General features: G+C 68.8%; 8 protein-coding genes. 2 read left to right on the top strand and 6 right to left on the bottom strand.

The features are described 5' to 3' along the window. Position 1: 1 nt before the first annotated feature. Together CR919_RS21430 and purL are read right to left on the bottom strand one after the other, a co-directional pair. Positions 2 to 8,113 (bottom strand): ESPR-type extended signal peptide-containing protein, encoded by an 8,112-nt coding sequence (locus CR919_RS21430; protein ID WP_099820354.1) that lies wholly within the window; start codon positions 8,111 to 8,113, stop codon positions 2 to 4. Positions 8,114 to 8,552: 439 nt separating this feature from the next. Further along, positions 8,553 to 12,437 carry a phosphoribosylformylglycinamidine synthase gene (gene purL / locus CR919_RS12975; RefSeq protein ID WP_207761037.1) on the bottom strand — a complete coding sequence of 1,295 codons (3,885 nt, stop codon included), beginning with the start codon at positions 12,435 to 12,437 and terminating at the stop codon, positions 8,553 to 8,555. Between the two features lie 828 nt (positions 12,438 to 13,265). On the opposite strand from purL, the gene CR919_RS12985 reads away from it, so the two are divergent. Continuing rightward, a complete protein-coding gene (locus tag CR919_RS12985) occupies positions 13,266 to 15,377 on the top strand; it encodes a glycosyl hydrolase family 18 protein (protein WP_099820357.1) in 2,112 nt (703 codons plus the stop codon). 121 nt (positions 15,378 to 15,498) lie between these two features. Here CR919_RS12985 and CR919_RS12990 read toward each other — a convergent pair whose 3' ends face one another. After that, positions 15,499 to 16,290, bottom strand: coding sequence for a thioredoxin fold domain-containing protein (locus CR919_RS12990; RefSeq protein WP_099820358.1), 792 nt, complete (start codon positions 16,288 to 16,290; stop codon positions 15,499 to 15,501). Between the two features lie 100 nt (positions 16,291 to 16,390). Then, positions 16,391 to 17,368, bottom strand: coding sequence for a site-specific tyrosine recombinase XerD (xerD, locus tag CR919_RS12995; RefSeq protein ID WP_099820359.1), 978 nt, complete (start codon positions 17,366 to 17,368; stop codon positions 16,391 to 16,393). A 56-nt stretch (positions 17,369 to 17,424) separates the two neighbouring features. On the opposite strand from xerD, the gene CR919_RS13000 reads away from it, so the two are divergent. After that, complete coding sequence (locus CR919_RS13000) at positions 17,425 to 17,913, top strand: RDD family protein (RefSeq protein ID WP_099820360.1); 489 nt, start codon at positions 17,425 to 17,427, stop codon at positions 17,911 to 17,913. 256 nt (positions 17,914 to 18,169) lie between these two features. On the opposite strand, the gene lptG is transcribed toward CR919_RS13000, so the two are convergent. Together lptG and lptF are read right to left on the bottom strand one after the other, a co-directional pair. Further along, complete coding sequence (lptG, locus tag CR919_RS13005; protein WP_099820361.1) at positions 18,170 to 19,276, bottom strand: LPS export ABC transporter permease LptG; 1,107 nt, start codon at positions 19,274 to 19,276, stop codon at positions 18,170 to 18,172. Beyond that, on the bottom strand, positions 19,273 to 20,355 hold the full coding sequence (gene lptF / locus CR919_RS13010) for an LPS export ABC transporter permease LptF (RefSeq protein ID WP_099820362.1): 1,083 nt from the start codon (positions 20,353 to 20,355) through the stop codon (positions 19,273 to 19,275). Before lptF ends, lptG begins: the two co-directional genes overlap by 4 nt. Positions 20,356 to 20,445 lie beyond the last annotated feature (90 nt).

Below are 20,445 nucleotides of genomic sequence, written 5' to 3' on the forward strand. Positions count from 1 at the left end.
CTTACCAGCCGAAGCCGGCACCGACGCCGACCGAGCTGTCATCACTGCTGAAGGCACCACCGATGGTGACCGTGGCGCGATCGCTGATCGCACGCTGGTAGCCCAGCGACATGGCCGACTCGCCGCCCTGGAAGCCGATGCCGACGCCGACCCGGTTCTGGGTACGGATGCCGGCGGCACTGGTGGCCATGTTGAGCATCGCCGAGCTCATCGCGCCCTGGCGGTCGATACGGCGATCCATGTGGCGCAGGCGTCCATCCACTTCGCCCTTGAACACATCGAAGCTGTCGGTGACCGCCTGCACGCGGCTGTCGGTGTAGCTGTTGGCGGTGGTGATGCCACGGTCCAGCTGGCCCTTGTTGACCGCATCGGTTGCAGTGATACCAGCCGCCACGTTGGTGACCTGGCGTTCGTTGCCCTCGCTGCCGACCGAGACGGTGTTGGCGCGATCGGCAACCGAGCCCTGGCCCAGCGCCACCGCATTGGCCGCCGTCGCACTCGCGCCCTGGCCGACCGCGGTGGACGATGCACCACTGGCCACAGCGCCATCACCCATCGCGACGGCGTTGATGCCACCGCCTGCGACCAGTGCCGGCTGCGCACTGCCTGCGCTGGCTGCAGTCGGAGTGCCCTGCACCCGCGCCGTGGTCGATCCGCCATCCGCCAGGCTCGCATCGGCGCTGGCCGACGCCGTGGCCGCGCTGGCCGCGTCGGCGTCCAGCGGAGCCGCCATCGAGCGCAGGCTGGCCGCGCCGGAACGCGTGCCGCTGGCGGTGCGACGATCGATCTCGCTGACCTTGCGGTCCAGTGCGCCCAGCGCGTCGCCGACGTTGCTGTAGGTGGAGCCCTGGATCACATAGTTCGGCGCAACGAACACCCCCTGCATGCCGACGCTGGCGCCGCCGCCGAGGAAGCTGGCGGCATCGCTGAGCGACTGGAACAACTGCCCACCGTTGATCGCCTGGCGGCTGCCGGACGCAATGCTGCCGGCGCCGACGTTGTCGATGGTGGTGCCCTGGATACCGGCCAGGGTCAGGCGGTCACGGCTGGCATCGTCGTAGCCGACCGAACTGGCCGCGCTGGTTTCAACGGTGGCGATGCGCGAGTCGAAATCACCGACCCGGGTTTCCACCGCGCCCACGCGCTGGTTGGTGACGTTGAGCTGTGAACCGGTCACGGCATCGCTGCTGCCGGCGGTGATGCGGCCGTCGGCGACGTTGACGATGCGGCGCCGGGCCGGGCCGTTTGTGCCGTTGCCGCCACCGACCGACACCACGTTGGCCTCCAGGGCGGTCGCGCCCGTACCCAGAGCCACCGAGTTGACGCCGGTCGCACCGGCGTTGGCACCCATGGCAATCGCACCGCTGGCGGGCACCGTGGCGTTGCTGCCCAACGCGATGCTGCGTGCGCCGACGGCAGTGGCCGTCGAACCCATCGCCACCGAATCAGCGCCCACTGCGCTCGCGGTTCCACTGCCGTTACCACGGAAGTAGCGGTTGGTGGTGTTGGCTGTAAAGGCGACCACATCCAGCTGCCCGCGATTGACGGCATCGTCCCACTCGGTGCCGTTGGCGACGTTGGTGATCTGCCGGTTCAAGCCGACGTTGCCCACCGACACGGTGTAGGCACGGTCGGCGACCGAGCCGCCACCCAAGGCGACGCTATTGGCCCCGTTAGCCTGGGCGCTGACACCGAGGGCCGTTCCGTTACCGCCCACGGCCTTGGCGCCATAGCCCACCGCGGTACCGAGACGGCCACTGGCCTCGGCGTAGGCACCGATCGCCGAAGCGCCGTCCGCCGTTGCGGTGGCACGGAAGCCACTGGCCTGCGACTGCGTGCCGCTGGCGGTGGACTGCGCGCCGCTGGCGGTGCTGTAGGCACCCTTGGCCTGTGCACCGGCGCCTGTGGCACTGGCGCCGAGCTCGCTGGCGGCGGCACCACTGCCCAGCGCCACGCTGTCCACGCCGGTGGCCTGTGCCGCGTTGCCCAGCGCCGCGCCGTTGGCGCCGCTGGCCAGCGCATTGAAGCCCACCGCAGTGGCGTTGGCCGCGACCGCGGTGGCACCGCTGCCGAGCGCGCTGGCGCCGTTGCCGATCGCATTGGCCGCTTCACCCGCGGCCAGCGCGTTGTCGCCTTCGACGTACGCCCCGGCATCGCTGTCGGCACTGCCGCTGGCCTGGAAGTGCTTGCTGGTTCTATCGGCGACACTGGCCACGGCATCCAGCTGGCCCTTGTTCACCGCATCGGTGGTCTCGGTGCCGGCGGCAACATGGGTGATCTGGCGTTCGTTGCCTGCGCTGCCGACGGCCACCGTGTTGGCACGGTCCGCCTTCGAACCCGCACCGAGCGCGACGCTGTTGGCAGCGCTGGCCGTCGCGCTGGCACCCAGCGCGGTGCTGTCAGCCGCATCGGCCCACGCATTCCAGCCAATTGCGGTGGCGTAGTCGTCGGTGGCCCAGGCACCGGCACCGAACGCCGCCGCACCGGTACCGCTGGCACGCGACGGGATCAGGCCGAAGAAGGTGCTGCCACCGATGGCGACACTCTCTGCGCCACTGGCGTCGCTGGATTGACCGACGGCGACTGCGCCGCTGCCTGCTGCTGCTGCACCGAAGCCGACAGCCGTGGTGTTGGCACCCGTCGCTGCCGAGCCGTAGCCCAGCGCAGTGCCGAGGCGGCCGCTGGCTTCGCTGTAGCCACCGATGGCGGTGGTGCCATCGGCCGAGGCCGCACTGCGGAAACCACTGGCCAGCGATTGCGCACCGCTGGCGACAGCCTCTGCACCGTTGGCCGTGCTGTAGACGCCGCTGGCCTGTGCCGCGGTGCCGGTGGCGGTAGCGCTGATGCCACTGGCCACCGCGCCGTTGCCGAGTGCGGCACTGTCTTCGCCGGTGGCCTGTGCGTTGCTGCCGACCGCGGCCGCATTGCTGCCCGTGGCCAGCGAGTTGAAGCCCACGGCGGTCGCGTTGGCGGCCACGGCCGTGGCACCACTGCCGAGCGCGGTGGCGCCGGTGCCGATCGCATTGGCCGCTTCACCGGCAGCCAGTGCGTTGTCGCCTTCCACGTAGGACCCGGCATCGCTGTCGGCGCTGCCGCTGGCCTGGAAGTACCTGCTGGTCTTGTCCGCCGTGGCGGCGACGGCATCGAGCTGGTTCTTGTTGACCGCATCGGAGCCTTCGGTGCCGGCGGCCACGTGGGTCACCTGGCGTTCGCTGCCGGCACTGCCGACGGCCACCGTGTTGTCACGGTCGGCCTTCGAGCCCGCGCCCAGGGCCACGCTGTTGGCACCGTTGGCGGTAGCGCTGGCACCCAGCGCGGTCGACTCGGCGCCATCGGCCCACGAGTTCCAGCCGATGGCGGTGGCGTAGTCGTCGGTGGCCCAGGCACCGGCGCCGAAGGCCGCTGCGCCGTAACCACTGGCTCGCGACGGCACCAGGCCGAAGAAGGTGCTGCCACCGATGGCCACGCTCTCATCGCCGCTGGCTTCGCTGGAATCACCCATGGCCACCGAGCTGGCGCCCGACGCCGCAGCGAACACACCGGCAGCGGTGCTGTTGGCACCACTGGCGACGGTGCCATAACCGAGCGCCGAGCCGAGTCGGCCACTGGCTTCGCTGTAACCGCCTACTGCGGTGGTGCCGTCTGCAGAGGCTGCCGAACGGAAACCACTGGCCAGCGACTGCGCACCGCTGGCGACCGCCTCGGCACCATTGGCGGTGCTGTACACCGCCGTCGCCTGCGCGCCTGCACCGGTCGCAGTGGTGCTGGTTTCGCTGGCCACCGCACCGCTGCCGAGCGCCGCGCTGTCTTCACCGGTCGCCTGTGCGTTGTTGCCCAGTGCAGCCGCATTGCCGCCGCTGGCCAGGCTGTTGAAGCCCACCGCCGTGGCGTTCGCGGCTACCGCCGTTGCACCACCGCCGAGTGCGGTGGCGCCGGCGCCGATCGCATTGGCGGCCTCACCGGCAGCCAGCGCGCTGTCGCCTTCCACGTAGGCACCAGCATCGCTGTCGGTGCTGCCACTGGCCTGGAAGTACTTGCTGGTCCTGGCCCCTTCGGCGGCCACTGCGTCCAGCTGGTCCTTGTTCACTGCATCGGTACCCAGGGTACCCGCTGCCACGTTGGTGATCTGGCGGGTGTTGCCGCCACCACCGACCGACACGGTGTTGTCGCGGTCGGCAATCGAATCGGCACCCAGCGCCACGCTGTTGGCACCGCGCGATTCCGCCGCATTGCCCAGCGCGGTGCTGTTGGTGCCCGGCGCATAGGCGCCGCCGCCGACCGCGGTGGAATAGTCGCCGGATGCTTCGGTCGCCAGCAGGCCGAACAACGAGCCACCGACGGCCACGGCATTGGTGCCGGTGGCCAGGCTGCCCTGGCCGGTGGCGGTGCTGTAGGCACCAGACGCTTCCGAATCGCCGCCGAGCGCCACGCTGTTGGAACCGGAGGCGTTGGCGAAGTTGCCGAAGGCGGTGGCGTTGAATGCCGATGCGTTGGCGTAACCACCGATGGCCGTGCTGTAGCCGCCGGTCGCTTCGGCGCCGATGCCGAACGCCGCCGACGCAGTGCCGCTGGCCACGCTTTCACTGCCGACCGCCGTGGCGGCCTCACCGCTGGCGTTGCTGAAGTAGCCCACCGCCACGGCTTCCTCGCCGCTGGCCTCGGACAACACGCCGGTGGCGGTGCTGCCGGCGCCGCTGGCCACCGATGCCGCACCGAAGGCTGCACTCTGCTCGCCGCTGGCTTCGCTCTCCGCACCGTGCGCGGTGGCGTATTCGCCGGTCGCCTGTGCGTTGGCACCGATGGCGCTGGCATTGGCTGCGGTGGCCAGCGCATTGAAGCCGATGGCCTGTGCATTGCTGGCCAGTGCATTGGCACCACTGCCCAGCGCGGTGGCGCCGTTGCCGATGGCATTGGCCGATTCACCGGCGGCCAGCGCGTTGTCACCTTCCACGTACGCACCGGCATCGCTGTCGGCGCTGCCACTGGCCTGGAAGTACTTGCTGGTGGTCGCCGCACTGGCTGCAACCGCATCGAGCTGCGACTTGTTCACCGCATCGGTGGCCTGGGTACCGGCCGCCACACTGGTGATCTGCCGCTCGTTGCCGGCGCTGCCCACCGACACGCTGCGGTCACGGCTGGCCACCGAACCGGCACCCAGCGCAACCGCGTTGTTGCCGCTGGCCGCACTGCCCGCGCCCAACGCAATCGCACTTTCACCGCCAGCCACCGTGTTGGTGCCGATGGCGATGCTGTTGATGCTGTTGCCCAGTGCCTGGAAGCCCAGCGCAACACTGTTGTCGCCGTAGCTGAAGGCGCCGCGGCCGACGGCGGTGGAACTGGTGCCGTTGGCCCAGCTGTTGTAGCCGATGGAGGTGGCACCGTTGGCACTGGCCCATGCCGCCGGACCGAACGCCGAAGCATTGCGGCCGGTGGCCCAGGCGCCGGCACCGAAGGCAGTAGCGCCCTCTTCGCTGGCGGTGCTGTAACCACCCACGGCGGTGCTGTCGTCGGACTTGGCGAAGGCGCTGTCACCGATGGCGACGGCATAGCTGCCGGTAGCGCGCGACTTGCCGCCTGCCGCGAAGCTGTTGTCGCCGGTGGCCTGTGCCGCATTGCCGAAGGCGCTGCTGCTGTCACCGGTCGCCTGCGCGGCATTGCCGACGGCGGTGGACCCGGCCGACGCGGTGGTGCCGATCTGCACCGGATTGCCCTGGTCATCCAGCAGCGGCTGGTTGTATTCGTCGTATGCCTGGCCGAGGCCACCCATGGCCACTGCACCGTCGCCGTCGGCGAAGGTATTGCGGCCCAGTGCCACGCTGTCGGCGCCGATGGCCGCAGCGCCTGCACCCTGTGCCAACGCACCGGCACCGATGGCGTTGCTGGCCGAGCCCGCCGCCACCGCACCCTCGCCTTCTGCGTAGGCACCGGCATCGCTGCCGCTTTCCGGTTGCGCCTGGAAGAAGCGCGCGGTGGTGTCGGCGGTGCTGGCCACGGCATCGAGCTGGGCCTTGTTCACTGCATCGGTGGCTTCGCTGCCGGCCGCCACGCTGGTGATCTGCCGCTCGTTGCCGGCACTGCCCACGGCCACGCTGTTGGCGCGCACCGCTTCGGAATTCGCACCCAAGGCAACGCTGTTCTCACCGCGCGCAGTGGCGTAGTAACCGACAGCCGTGCTCTGTGTACCACTGGCCCAGGTCTGCGCACCCAGCGCGCTGGCGTTCTCACCCGGTGCATAGGCGAAGTAGCCCACGGCGACCGACTCGGCACCGGAGGCCTCGGTCAGGCTGCCGTTGGCCACGGCGTGGTCACCGCTGGCAATCGCGCCGGCACCGACGGCCGTGGCCGCTTCACCACTGGCCTGGGTCTGCACGAAAAAGCCCAGGCCCGGGATCAGATCGGCCGGACCACCGATGGCCACGCTGCTGGTGCCGGTGGCGTTGCTCTGCGTACCGACGGCCGTGGAGTAGTCGCCGATGGCATTGGAGACCGCACCGAACGCCGACGACTGCGCACCTGCCGCGTAGGCACCCACACCGTACGCCGAGGCGGCGAAACCGCCGGCATCGGCGCTGGCACCGACAGCGGTACCGCCGACCCCGGCACTGGTGGCACCGGTCTCTACCGGCACGCCACCACTGGTGATCAGCGGATTGCCATCGGCATCCACCGCGGCGCCGCCGACGGCGACGCTGCCCGGACCGACTGCCTGCGCGTTGTTGCCGAAGGCCGCACTGTTCTGGCCCGAGGCCAGCGCATTGTTGCCGACCGCAGTGGCGTTCTGCGCGACAGCGGTTGCACCTGCACCGACCGCGGTCGTGCCGTTGCCGACCGCATTGGCGGCTTCGCCAGCGGCGAGCGCGTCATCTCCCTCGGCCAATGCGCCGGCATCGCTGTTGCTGCTGCCGGTGGCCTGGAAGCGCTTGGCGGTGGTATCGGCTACTGCCGCCACGTCCTTCAACTGGCCGACGTTGACCGCATCGGTATCTTCGGTACCTGCGGCAACACTGGTGATCTGCCGGGTCAGGCCGTAGTCGACCGCGCCTACCGACACGGTATCCACGCGATCGGCCAGCGAGCCGGCGCCGAGCGCCACGCTGCCGGTGGCCACGGCGGCCGAATTGGAGCCCAGCGCGGTGCTGTACTCGCCCACCGCGGTGCTGAACGCACCGACGGCAATGGAGGCTTCGTTGGCGGCCGTCGCACCGCGGCCCAGCGAGGTGCTGCCCGGGCCCATCGCCACCGCGCCTGCACCCACTGCCGTGGCGCCGTCGGCGCTGGCTTCGGACAGTGCGCCCAGTGCGGTGGCCGCACCGTTCTCGCTGGCGGCCACGGCATGGGCACCGACGGCGGTATCGCCCAAGCCGAATGCGGCCGCGCTCTGCCCGACCACCACGCTGGCATCACCGAAGGCAAGCGCGTTCTGGCCGAAGGCACTGGCACCGACGCCCGCAGCAATCGCCTGGGTGCCGACCGCAGTGGTGGCGTTGGCCAGCGACTGGCTACCGCTGCCGACCGCGATGGCGCCCTCGCCTTCGATCTTCGCCGCGTCGCTGTTGTCACCCGCGCCATCGGCCTTGAAGTAGCGGCTGCCCTCGGCCGCTGCCTGCGCAAGCGCCGCCTGGGTGGCGCGTGCCTGTGCATCCAGCTGCGCCTTGTTCACCGCATCGGTGGCGGCGGTACCGGCGGCGACGTTGGTCACCTGCCGTTCCTTGCCGGCATCACCGACAGAGACAGTGTTGGCGCGTGCTGCCTTGGAACCGGCGCCCAGCGCCACGCTGTTGGCGCCGGTGGCGCTGGTACCCGCGCCGATCGCCACCGCGTTGCTGCCCTTGGCGCTGGCAGTGCCATCGACCGCGCACTTGTCCACCACCTTGCTGTTGAGCACCACGCAGTTCGCGCTGCCGCCAATCTCGACCGACTGCGCCGAAACGATGCCGGTCATTCCCAGTCCCATTGCCAAGGCCAACGCTGCGGCCAGTCGTGCCGGCGCGGCATCCGTCGCACTGCGGCGCTGGTCGACGACCCCGCCTGATGAGCTGGAAGAGGCCAGTTCCGAGGCCACCACCAACTGACCCAATGCTTTGTTCCAGACCTTGCGATAAATCCGATTCATCGGTACGGCTCCTGATTGGACTGGTTTTGGGCAAAGCAACGCCACCGCCGAACCTTCGTGGTTCAACGTCCCCTGGGGGCGTTATTCGCGTGATTTACTGCGGGGTATTGCCGAACGGCGCGCAGGGACAGAAAACCGAGCGCATGCGCCGTGCGGTTACTGCGGGATGAACAGATTTGAAACGGGGGTCAAGTGTTAACGGCATCTTTGCGAATCGTCAAGAGTTTGACGCAGCAAAAGCCATTGCCGTGAAGCAGTTCACTGTTTCACTTGTTTATGTACGTATTTTGTTAGGCGCACGTGAGGGAATCCTCACATATGAAAACGTATGTAACTAATGGCCAGTGCAGGAGTTTCCGTATTCAAAAAGAAAAACCCGCCGGTTTCCCGGCGGGTTTCCATACGCGATGGCATCGTCAGCTGCGCAACGCGTGTGCGATCAGCCGCACCACACCCGCGCGTTGCGGAACATGCGCATCCACGGTGAATCGCCCTGCCACTCGGCCGGGGCCCAGCTCAGGTTGAGCGCGCGCGGGGTGCGCTCCGGGTGCGGCATCATGATGGTCACCCGGCCGTCGGTGCTGGTCAGGCCGGTGATGCCATCGGGCGAGCCGTTCGGATTCAGCGGGTACTGGCTGGCGACGTTGCCGTTGCCATCGATGTAGCGCAACGCGACGCGGGCCGTGGCCTGGTCGACGGCGTTGTCGAACACCGCCTGGCCTTCGCCATGCGCCACCGCCACCGGCAGCCGCGAACCGGCCATGCCACGCAGCAGGATCGACGGCGACTCCACCACCTCCAGCAGCGCGGTGCGGGCTTCGAACTGCTCGCTGGCGTTGCGGCGGAACTGCGGCCAGTGTTCGGCACCGGGGATGATGTCCTTCAGCTGGCTCATCATCTGGCAGCCGTTGCACACGCCCAGGGCGAAGCTGTCCTCGCGCGCGAAGAACGCGGCGAAGGCATCGCGCAGCGCAGTGCGCTCGAGGATCGAGGTCGCCCAGCCACGGCCGGCACCGAGCACGTCGCCGTAGCTGAAGCCGCCGCAGGCGACCAGGCCGGTGAAGTCCTGCAGCGCCACGCGGCCTTCGATGAGGTCGCTCATGTGCACGTCGAATGCGCGGAAGCCGGCACGTTCGAAGGCGTTGGCCATTTCAATCTGGCCGTTGACGCCCTGTTCGCGCAGGATCGCAACGCGCGGACGCGCCCCGGTCTGCACGAACGGTGCGGCGACATCCTCATTGAGGTCGAAGCTCAGCTTCGGCTTCAGGCCCGGCGCGGTGAAGGCGCGCGCGATCTCGCGCTCGGCATCGGCGTTGGCCGGATTGTCGCGGCGCTTCTGCATCGCGTGGGTCACCGACCACCAGGCATCGAACAGTGCTTCCCAGCGCCATTCGGCCAGCGAGTCACCGCCCAGTGACACCCGCACCACCGGCGCGGTGGTCGGCTTGGCGATGCGCTGTGCGCACTCGGTCAGCGCGTGGCGCTCGACCAGGTCGGCGAACGCGGCGCGGTCTTCGCGGGCGATCTGCACAACGGCGCCCAGTTCTTCATTGAACAGGCTGCGGAACGGATCATCGCCCCAGGCGTCGAGGGTGATGTCCAAGCCCAGGCGCGAGGTGAAGGCCATTTCGCACAGCGCGGCGAACGCACCACCGTCGCTGCGGTCGTGGTACGCGCGCAGCAGGCCGGCCTGGCGTGCATCGCGGATCAGCTCGAAGAAGCCACGCAGGCGCTGCGGGTCGTCCAGGTCCGGGGCGGCGCCGGCGAACGCCGGCAGGTCGCCATGGTCGGCGTGCACCTGGGCCAGGATCGAACCGCCCAGGCGCTGCTTGCCGGCACCGAGGCCGATCAACCACAGCTCGCTGTCGATATCGCGGTCCAGCAGCGGGGTCAGCTGCTGGCGTGCATCGGTCACCGGCGCGAACGCGGTAATCACCAGCGACACCGGCGACACGCTCTTGTGCGCCTCGCCCTGGTCGTGCCACTGCGCCTGCATCGACAGCGAGTCCTTGCCCACCGGGATGCTGATGTCCAGCTGCGGGCACAGTTCCATGCCCACCGCCTTCACCGCGTCGTACAGCAGCGCGTCTTCGCCCGGGTGGCCGGCAGCGGCCATCCAGTTCGCCGACAACTTGATTTCATCCAGCGCATCGACCGGGGCCGCGCACAGGTTGGTCAGTGCTTCGCCCACGGCCATGCGGGCCGAGGCAGCCGCGTCCAGCAGCGCCAGCGGCGTGCGTTCGCCCAGGGCCATCGCCTCGCCGGCCACGCCGTCGAAATCGGCCAGGGTGATCGCCACGTCGGCCACCGGCAGCTGCCACGGGCCGACCATCTGCTCGCGCGCGGTCAGGCCGCCCACGCTGCGGTCACCGATGGTGACCAGGAAGTTCTTGGAGGCCACCGTCGGGTGCGCGAGCACGCGCAGACCGGCTTCCTGCAGGTCCAGGCCAGCGGTCTTCAGCGCCGGCCAGCGCGGTGCCGGCGGGTGCGCGGTATCGCGGTGCATCTTCGGCGGCTTGCCGAACAGCACGTCCATCGGCAGGTCGATCGGCGCGTCGGCCGGAATGTTGCCCGGCACGGCGCCATAGGCGACCACCAGGTGTTCGGCGGCGGTGGCGACACCGACCGCAGCGAACGGGCAGCGCTCACGTGCGCACAGCGCGGCAAATTCGGCCAGGCGCTCCTGCGCCACACCGAGCACGTAGCGCTCCTGCGACTCGTTGCACCACAGCTGCATCGGCGACAGCGACGGATCGTCGGTGGGCACCTTGCCCAGGTCGATGATGCCGCCCACGCCGGAATCGTGCAGCAGTTCGGGAATGGCGTTGGACAGGCCACCGGCACCGACGTCATGGAAGAACTTGATCGGGTTGTTGGCACCCATCGCCACGCAGCGGTCGATGACCTCCTGGCAGCGACGCTCCATTTCCGGGTTGTCGCGCTGCACGCTGGCGAAGTCCAGGTCCTCGGCGCTTTCACCGGAGGCGACCGAACTGGCGGCACCGCCGCCAAGGCCGATCAGCATCGCCGGGCCGCCGAGCACGATCACGGCATCGCCGTCCTGCAGCAGGATCTTGTCGACCTGCACGCGATCGATGGCACCAAGGCCACCGGCCAGCATGATCGGCTTGTCGTAGGCGCGCACCAGGTCGGCGCCTTCCGGCAGTTCGAAGCTCCGGAAGTAGCCGAGCAGGGCCGGGCGGCCGAACTCGTTGTTGAACGCAGCGCCGCCCAGCGGGCCGTCGGTCATGATTTCCAGTGCCGGCGCCATGCGCGGGTTCAGCGCACGCGGCGCTTCCCACGGCTGCGGCAGCTCGGGAATGCGCAGGTGCGAGACCGAGAAACCGCTCAGGCCGGCCTTCGGCTTGCCGCCACGACCGGTTGCACCTTCATCGCGGATTTCGCCACCGGCACCGGTCGAGGCGCCCGGGAACGGCGCGATCGCGGTCGGGTGGTTATGCGTTTCCACCTTGATCTGGAACGCGCTGGGCACCTGCGGTTCGCGGCGGTACTCGCCGCTGGCCGGGTCCGGACGATAGCGCGAGGCCGGATGGCCTTCGATCACCGCCGCGTTGTCGCTGTATGCGCTGAGCGTGTGCTGCGGCGTCTGCTGGTGGGTGTTCTTGATCATCCGGAACAGCGAGCGGTCCTGCTCCTGGCCGTCGATGGTCCAGCTGGCATTGAAGATCTTGTGCCGGCAGTGCTCGGAATTGGCCTGCGCGAACATCATCAGTTCCACGTCCGACGGCGACCGGCCCAGCGCGGTGAAACGCTCGCGCAGGTAGTCGATCTCGTCCTGCGCCATGGCCAGGCCGAGGCGCTGGTTGGCGGCCTCCAGCTGGTCCACCGGCACGCGCTCCAGTTCGCCACGGGCCGGGGTCGAGAACAGGGACTGGCCCTGGTCGACGGTTTCCAGCACCGACTGCGTCATCGGGTCGTGCAGCACCTTGACCAGTGCCTGCTGGGCGGCAGCGTCTGTCGGCCAGCCCTGTACGTCGATGCGCAGGCCACGCTCGACCCGGCTGACCGGCTGGCCGGCACCGCGGACCAGTTCGCTGGCCTTGCTCGACCACGGCGACAGCGTGCCCAGGCGCGGCACCACGATGCGGCTGACCGCACCGTCCGCGACCGCCTCGGACTGCGGGCGGGCTTCCAGGATGCGGCACAGGGTATCGACGTCGGGGGCGGCAGTGCCCTCGGCCTGCACGAAGTAGACGTGCCAGGCACCGCTGATGCGCAGGGAGGGAGCGATGGACTGCAGGCGGGATTCAAGACGTTCGCGGCGGAACGGCGACAGGGCGGGCGCGCCCTCGAGGACCATCATGTCCGGGGAACCGTAGTTGGGAAACGGGCCCGACATTGTACCGGAAGCGGGGGTAGGCTTCGGCCGGGCGGCGCCCGGCACCCGCAGAGGCCAGAGCGCAGGCAACGGCAACGGCAACGGCCAAAGCCAAAGCGGGCATTCCGTGGGATGGCGGGGTGGGTCCGGTGGCGGGGGACGCCGTAAACCCGTCCCTGGGGGCTTGACCGCGGCATCCATGCCGCGGACACCCCCGCAACCGGACCCACCCCGCCTTCGACAGATCTCCGCGATCTGCAGTAGATCCACGCCATGCGTGGATGCTCCTTGGTTACCGGCCGCTGGCCGGCGACCAGGGAAATGTGGAAATCAAACGCCTGAGAGCGAAGCGATCGGCGTTTGATCTTGATTTTTTGTTATGTCTTTCGTGGCTGGCGCGCGCATGAACCTGTCGGGGCCCGGGCGGGTGGGCTGCGCAGGGGCGTAAGCGCCATGGATGGCGCGCCCGAGCCTACAGGGACGTATTCACGGCGCCCCCTGCGCAGCCCACCCACCCGGCCAACCCCCAGAAATCCGCTGTAAACGACCAACCCCAACCACGAGGGGGCTCCGCCGATGGCTGCCGACCGCGCGCCAGCGCCGCGCTCGCCCAAATCCCCGAACCATGCGCTCGCTCACGGATTGACCACGCAATTGATGACAACGTTGTCCCCACCTGGCGCCGGACTCTCTCCCCGGCCCACCAGGTACCTCCGTCCGCCCCCTCCGTCGCCTTCCCGGGCGATGTCCGGACCCTGCGTTACGTGCGGCGCCGTCTTGGCCCGTGCGCCAACCATCGATCGGAGACACACCATGTACGACCCGCTTGTGCAGAGTGCCGATGTACGCAGTGCCCACCCTTCCCTTCAACGCTGTCGCCCGCGCCGTCTGGCCTGGCTGCTGGCCCTGGCCGGGGCGGTTGCCCTGCCCGGCCTGGCCCAGGCCGCCAGCTGTGCCGGCGTGGCCGAATGGGACCAGGCCAAGATCTACCGGAGTGGCGATACCCTGCAGAAAGGAGGCGTCCTCTACCGGGCGAACCAGGACATCTGGAATGCGCCGCCGGACCATCCGGCCGGGGCGCCCTACTACACCAACCTCGGCGCCTGCGATGGCAGCGGGACCAACCAGCCGCCGGTGGTCAGCCTGACCTCGCCGGCCAACGGCGCCACCTTCAGCGCCGGCAGCACGGTCAACGTGACCGCCAATGCCAGTGATGCGGACGGCAGCGTCAGCAAGGTCGAGTTCTTCCGCGATGGCAGTTCGCTGGGCGTCGACACCAGCGCGCCGTACAGCGCCAGCTGGGCCAACGCCAGCGCCGGCAGCCACACCCTGCGCGCCGTCGCCACCGACAACAACAACGCCACCGCCAGCACCGCGACCATCACCATCACCGTCAACGCGGCCAGTGGCGATACCACCGCACCCAGCGTGCCCGGCGGCCTGGCCGTGGGCACCCGCACCGCCAACAGCATCGCCCTGAGCTGGAGCCCGTCCACCGACAACACCGGTGGCAGCGGCCTGGCCGGCTACGACGTGTACCGCAACGGCAGCCTGGTCGGTTCACCGTCCAGCGCCAGCTATGTCGATGGTGGGCTGACCGCCTCCACCAGCTACAGCTACCGGGTGCGCGCCCGTGACAACGCCGGCAATGCCTCCGCGCAGGGCACGGCGGTGACCGCCAGCACCCTGGCCGGCGACGGTGGCACCACCGGCAAGCGGGTCATCGGTTACTTCACCCAGTGGGGCATCTATGGCCGCAACTACCGGGTCAAGAACATCGACAGCAGTGGTTCGGCCGCGCGCCTGACCCACATCAACTACGCCTTCGGCAACGTGCGCAACAACCGCTGCGAAGTGGGCATCACCCAGGCGTCGGATCCGAACAGCGGTGCCGGTGGCGATGCCTTCGCCGACTACACCAAGGCCTTCGGTGCCGGCGAAAGCGTGAGTGGCAGCGCCGACACGTGGGACCAGCCGCTGCGCGGCAACTGGAACCAGCTCAAGCAGCTCAAGGCCAAGTACCCGGGCATGAAGGTGCTGATCTCGCTGGGTGGCTGGACCTGGTCGCGTGGCTTCTCCAGCGCAGCGCAGCCGGCCAACCGCCAGGCCTTCGTCGCCTCGTGCATCGATGCCTACATCAAGGGCAACCTGCCGGTGACCGACGGTGCCGGTGGCCCGGGGGCGGCGCTGGGGGTGTTCGATGGCATCGACATCGACTGGGAATACCCGGTGGCCTGCGGTATCGCCTGCGGCACGCCCGAGGACAACGCCAACTTCACCGCGCTGATGGCCGAATTCCGCCGCCAGCTCGATGCGGTGCGTCCGGGCCTGCTGCTGACGGTGGCGGTCGGCGCCGGCATCGACAAGATCCGCGTCACCGACCCGGCCGCATACCACCCGTACCTGGACTACATCAACGTGATGACCTACGACTTCCACGGCGCGTGGGATGCGAAGACCAATCACCAGTCGGCGCTGTTCGATTCGCCGAGTGATCCGTCCACCGGCGACCAGAAGCTGTACAACAGCAACGACGCCATCGAGGCCTTCATCAGCCGCGGTGTCCCCGCCGCCAAGCTCAACCTGGGCATTGGCTACTACGGGCGCGGCTGGACCGGCGTGAGCAACGCCAACAACGGCCTGTACCAGAGCGCCACCGGTGCGGCACCCGGCACGTATGAAGCCGGCATCGAAGACTGGAAGGTGCTGAAGAACCTGGCGTGGCAGGGCTACACCGACAACACCGCCGGTGCCACCTGGATCTACAACGGCAGCACGCTGTGGAGCTTCGATACCCCGGCCAACATTACCCGCAAGATGGGCTACGTGAAGACCCAGGGACTGGGCGGTGCGTTTGTCTGGGAGTTCAGCGGCGACGATGCGCAGGGCACGCTGACCAAAGCGGTCAGTGATGGCTTGAAGTAAGCAGACAACCGGGGATGCGACTGGCATCCCCGGTTTCCAACCTGTGGAGCCGAGCCCATGCTCGGCTGATGTGTCCGCAGCCGAGCATGGGCTCGGCGCTACAGAAAAAGGTCAGCGGCGGTCAGCGCTTGGCCGACAGTTTCTCCAGCGCGGCACGCAGCTGCGCCGGCGGCAGGTAGCCGCCGAGCTGGGTGCCATCCGGCGCGAAGATGGCCGGCGTACCGTTCACCCCCAACTGCTGGCCCAGGGCGTACTGCATGGCCACCGGGTTGGTGCAGTTCTTCGCGGCCACCGTGCCACCACGCTTGGCATTGGTCAGCGCCTGGCGACGATCGGCCGCACACCAGACCGAGATCATGTCGGTGTAATCCTTGCTGCCCAGGCCCATGCGCGGGAACGCCAGGTATTCAACGGTGATGCCGTTGCGGTTGAGCTCGGCGATGTCCTGGTGCAGCTTGCGGCAGTAGCCGCATTCGATGTCGGTGAACACGCTGATGGTGTATTTCGCGTTCGGCGCGGCGAACACGATGCGGTCGCCATGATTGGCCTTGGCCAGCAGGTCGCGACGGTAGCCCAGCAGGCCCTCGCTGTTGGCCGGGCTCTTGGCGCGGGTGTCGTAGGGCTGCGACTGGAACAGGTAACGGCCGTCGTCGGAGACGTACAGCAGCTGGCCGGAGACCACCACTTCACGGAAGCCCGGGAAGGGCGCGGCACCGATGTAGTCCACCTGGAAGCCGGGGTTGAGCTCGGTCAGGGCCTTGCGCACGGCCTGCTCGGCCGGCGCATTGGCCGTGGCGACAGCGCCGGCCTTGGCTGCCGCTGCGGCGGGTGCCTTTGCGGCGGGCGGGGCCGGCTGGGCGCAGGCACTCAGGCTGAGCGCGCCGAACACGGCGGCGATGGCGAATCGGAGCATGGAGCAGTCCGCAGCAGAAAGAAGACTTCGGATTCTGACACAGCCATCCTGAGCGGTCCGCGATGCCGCGCACAGGCCCGGCAGGGGTTCAGCCGTGGGCTCAGCCGCGTGGATGATGGCGGGCGTGCAGTTTCTGCAGGTGTTCGCGTGCGACCAGGGTGTAGATCTGGGTGGTGGACAGCGAGCTGTGGCCCAGCAGCATCTGCAGCGCGCGCAGGTCGGCGCCGCGATTCAGCAGGTGGGTGGCGAAGCTGTGCCTTAGGCCATGCGGGCTGATACGCGCCGGGTCGATAGCGGCCACCGCCGCGTAGCGCTTGACCAGGTGCCAGAACGCCTGGCGGGTCAAACCATGCAGCGCCGGTTCGATGAACAAGGGCGTCTGCCCGTCGGCCAGCGCCTGCACCTTGCCCTTGCCCACCAGCTGCGGTCGCGACTGCTGCAGGTAGCGTTCCAGCCAGTACTGCGACTCCTCGCCCAGCGGCACGAGGCGTTCCTTGCTGCCCTTGCCGGTCACCCGCAACACGCCCTGGCGCAGGTTCACTGCCGTGGCGGGCAACAGCACCAGCTCGCTCACCCGCAGTCCGGCGGCATACATCAGCTCCAGCATGGCGCGGTCGCGCAGGCCGAGCGGACTGTCGATATCCGGCGCCGCCAGCAGCGCATCGATCTGGCTCTCGGCCAGCGCCTTGGGCAGCAGCCGCGGCAGCTTCGGCGGGTCGAGCAGTGCGCTGGGATCTTCGTTGCGTTCGCCACGGCGCACGGCGTCGGCGAAGAACGCACGCAGTGCCGACAGCAGCCGCGCATTGCTGCGCGGCGACCAGTTGTGGCGGGTGCGCCAGGCCAGGTAATCGAACAGCCCGGCGCGTTCAACACCGGCCAGACCGCCGTCGCGCCCATCACACCAGCGCGCCAGGCCTTCGAGGTCGCGGCGGTAGCTGTCCAGGGTGGCGCGGGCCAGGCCGTGCTCGGCCCAGATCGCGTCGAGGAAACGCTGGATGCGCTGGCCGTCCTCGCTGCGCAGCTCGGGCAGTTGCTGGACCAGCTGACGACGTTCGGCGGGAGTGGAAGTGACGGCCATGCACGCAGGATACGAGGCCAACTGCGGGCACGGCCAGCATTGCGTATGCTCGGCACATGTCGAGCCCCGCCACCGATGCGGCCCACGTCGCCGCTGATACGCCCCGCCCGCGCGCGCTGCTGCTGTGGCGCCTGCTGGCGATGATCTATGACGCGTTGCCGGTGCTGGCCCTGTGGATGCTGGCCGGTACCGTGTTCACCCTGGCCTATACCTTCAGCGGCCATGCGCAGCGCGAGAACATCGCGCCTTTCAGCGCATGGCAATGGCTGCTGTGGGCAGTGTGCTGGGGGTTGACCGGGTGGTATGCGACCGCCAGCTGGCGACGCGGCGGGCAGACCTTGGGCATGCGCCCGTGGCGCTTGAAGCTGGAATCACGCGACGGCACGCCGTTGCGACGCGGCCAGCTGTGGCTGCGGTTCGCGGTGGCCACACTGTCGTTGCTGCTGGGCGGATTGGGCTTCTGGTGGGCGCTGGTGGATCGCCAGCGGCTGACCTGGCACGACCGCGCGAGCGCCACGCGGCTGCTGCGGATGCCGAAGCAGTGATCTGTCACCCTTCAATCCAATCCTGCGCGGCGCGTGTGTAGAGCCGAGCCCATGCTCGGCTGACGCGCGATGAGCGAGAAGCAGCCGAGCATGGGCTCGGCTCTACAGAATCCAGCGCGCTGGGCCTGGATCGACCGCCAACATCGGACCAGGCAACGGACGCCCAAGTGGTAACGCACATTCTGTAGAGTCGAGCCATGCTCGGCTCACGCGCGCAGCGCGGAAAGCGGCCGGGCCATGCCCGGCGCCACCGGCATCAGCCCGATTTGCGCCGGAACAACAATCCGGACACCGCCAGCATCACGATCGGCGGCAGCGCGTAGGCAATGCGGTAGTCGAACTTGAGCGCACCGGCCATGCGCCCGAAGAACAGCTGCAGCAGCCAGAACGCCAGCGCGAACAGGATGCCCAGGAACAGGCGCTTGCCCATGCCGCCACTGCGCAGCGAACCGAACGCGAACGGCACCGCCGCCAGGCACAGCGCCAGCACATTCAACGGATAGAACCAGCGGCTCCAGTACACATCCTCGTAGTCGCGTGCATCCAGGCCGTTGCGCTCGCGGTAGGCGATGCTGGTGCTCAGCTCGGACACGCTGAGGTTGCGCGGCTTGGCGATGCCGGTGGCCAGGGCTCCGGCGTCCAGCTTGGAATTCCACGGCTCACGGGCCACTTCCTGGCGCGTTGCCGAGCGCTCGCCGAAGGTGTCGCGGCGCACGCCGGTCAGCACCCAGCCGTCCTTGTCATGCTCGGCGGTGGCGGCATGGGTCAGCGTACCGACCCGCCCGTCCTCGTTGATCCTGTAGAGGCGCACGTCACGCAGGATCAGCCGGGTGCCCTTTTCGCCCACCAGTTGTTCTTCGCCGGTCTGTGCGTTGAGGAAGGTGTCACCCTCGCGCGCCCACAGGCCGGAGTAGCGCGCCACCGCCATGTCGGTGCCCCACTTGGCACTCATCTTCAGCGAATCGGCGCGGTTCTGGCCCCAAGGCCCCAGGGTCTCGGCACTGATCACCATCAGCCCGGTCAGCAGCGACAGGGCGATCGCCACCGACACGCTCAGGCGCTTGCGCGACAGGCCCAGCGCGCGCAGCGCGGTCAGCTCCGAGGTCGCGGCCAGCTGGCCCAGGCCCATCAGCGCGCCGATCACCGCTGCGGTCGGGAACATCGTGTAGGCCCGGCGCGGCACGGTGTACAGCACCCAGGCTGCCGCATGGCCCAGCGAATAGCCGTTCTTGCCGATGTCCTTGAACTCGCCGGAGAAGGCCATCAGCACGTCCAGGCCGACCAGCACCGCCCAGGTCAGCAGCACGGTACCCAGCACCGCGCGGCCCAGGTACAGATCGAAACGCATCGGTCGCAGCATCATGCGCGGGCTCCCTTCGGGCGGGCCATGCGGCCGTCACGCGCGTACATCCAGATCGCCAGTGCCAGCAGCGGCAGGGTCAGCCACCACAGGCCAAGCGCCGACGGAATCTGGCCGTTGGCAATCCAGCCGCTGCCGATGAACATCATGTTGGTGCCGACCATGTAGGCCAGCAGGGCCAGCATCATCCGGCCGTAACGCTGCTGGCGCGGCGAACTGCGGCCCAGCGGCACGGTCAGCAGGGCGAAGGCCAGCGCGATCAGCGGCGGGGCCAGGCGGCGGTGCAGCTGTGCCTGCGCCTCGGGACGCTTGTCGCCGAACAGCGCGGTGGTCGGCATCAGTTCGGGATCATCACGCTTGCGGGCCTCACTGCCGTCGGGCAGCGCCACGTCGTTGCGGGCGAAAGTCGCCAGACGGTAATCCAGCGCACCGGCCGCCGGCCCTTCCAGCTGGTGGCCATCATCCAGTTCGAGGAAGCGCTGGCGGGCGCCTTCGAAGTACATGCGACCGCTGGCGGCGGACACCACTTCAAGGCGATCCTCCTTCTGCCGCTGCAGGAACACCCGGCCCAGCTGGCTGCCATCGGGGGAGATGGAGGCGACATAGACCACGCCACCATTGGGCAGCGGAGTGAACCGGCCCGGCTCCAGGCCGGCCATCAGCACGCTGCGGTTGGCGTCCTGGATCATCTGTTCGGCGGTGCGCTGGGCCCAGGGCCCCAGCCACAGCGAACAGGCGCCGACCACCGCAATCACCGGCAGCACCAGCAGCAGCAGGGGCTTGAGCAGGCGTTTGGGGCCGACACCGATGGCGGTGATGACCGCCATTTCCGAGTCGCGGTAGAGGCGGGCGATGGCCAGCAGCAGGCCCAGCATCAGTGCCAGCGGCAGGATCAGCGGCATGTAGACGATGAACTGCAGGCCCAGCTGCGAGAACAGCAGCTTGGCTGGCAGCCGCCCGTCGGCGATGTTGCCGAGGATGTCCACCAGCACGCCGCCCACGCTGACCACCAGCAGGACGATCAGGGTAGCCAGGAAACTCTGGACGAAATCGCCCAATAGATAGCGGTCGAGCTTCAACATGGGGCGGTGGTTTAAACTCTCAGGTTCGTTCGCGGTGCCGCCCAGTCTAGCGTCTGGGCGTAAACGGTCCGCGATTGTACGGACTTGCCA

The organism is Stenotrophomonas sp. LMG 10879, assembly GCF_002750935.1.
Lineage (GTDB): Bacteria > Pseudomonadota > Gammaproteobacteria > Xanthomonadales > Xanthomonadaceae > Stenotrophomonas > Stenotrophomonas lactitubi_B.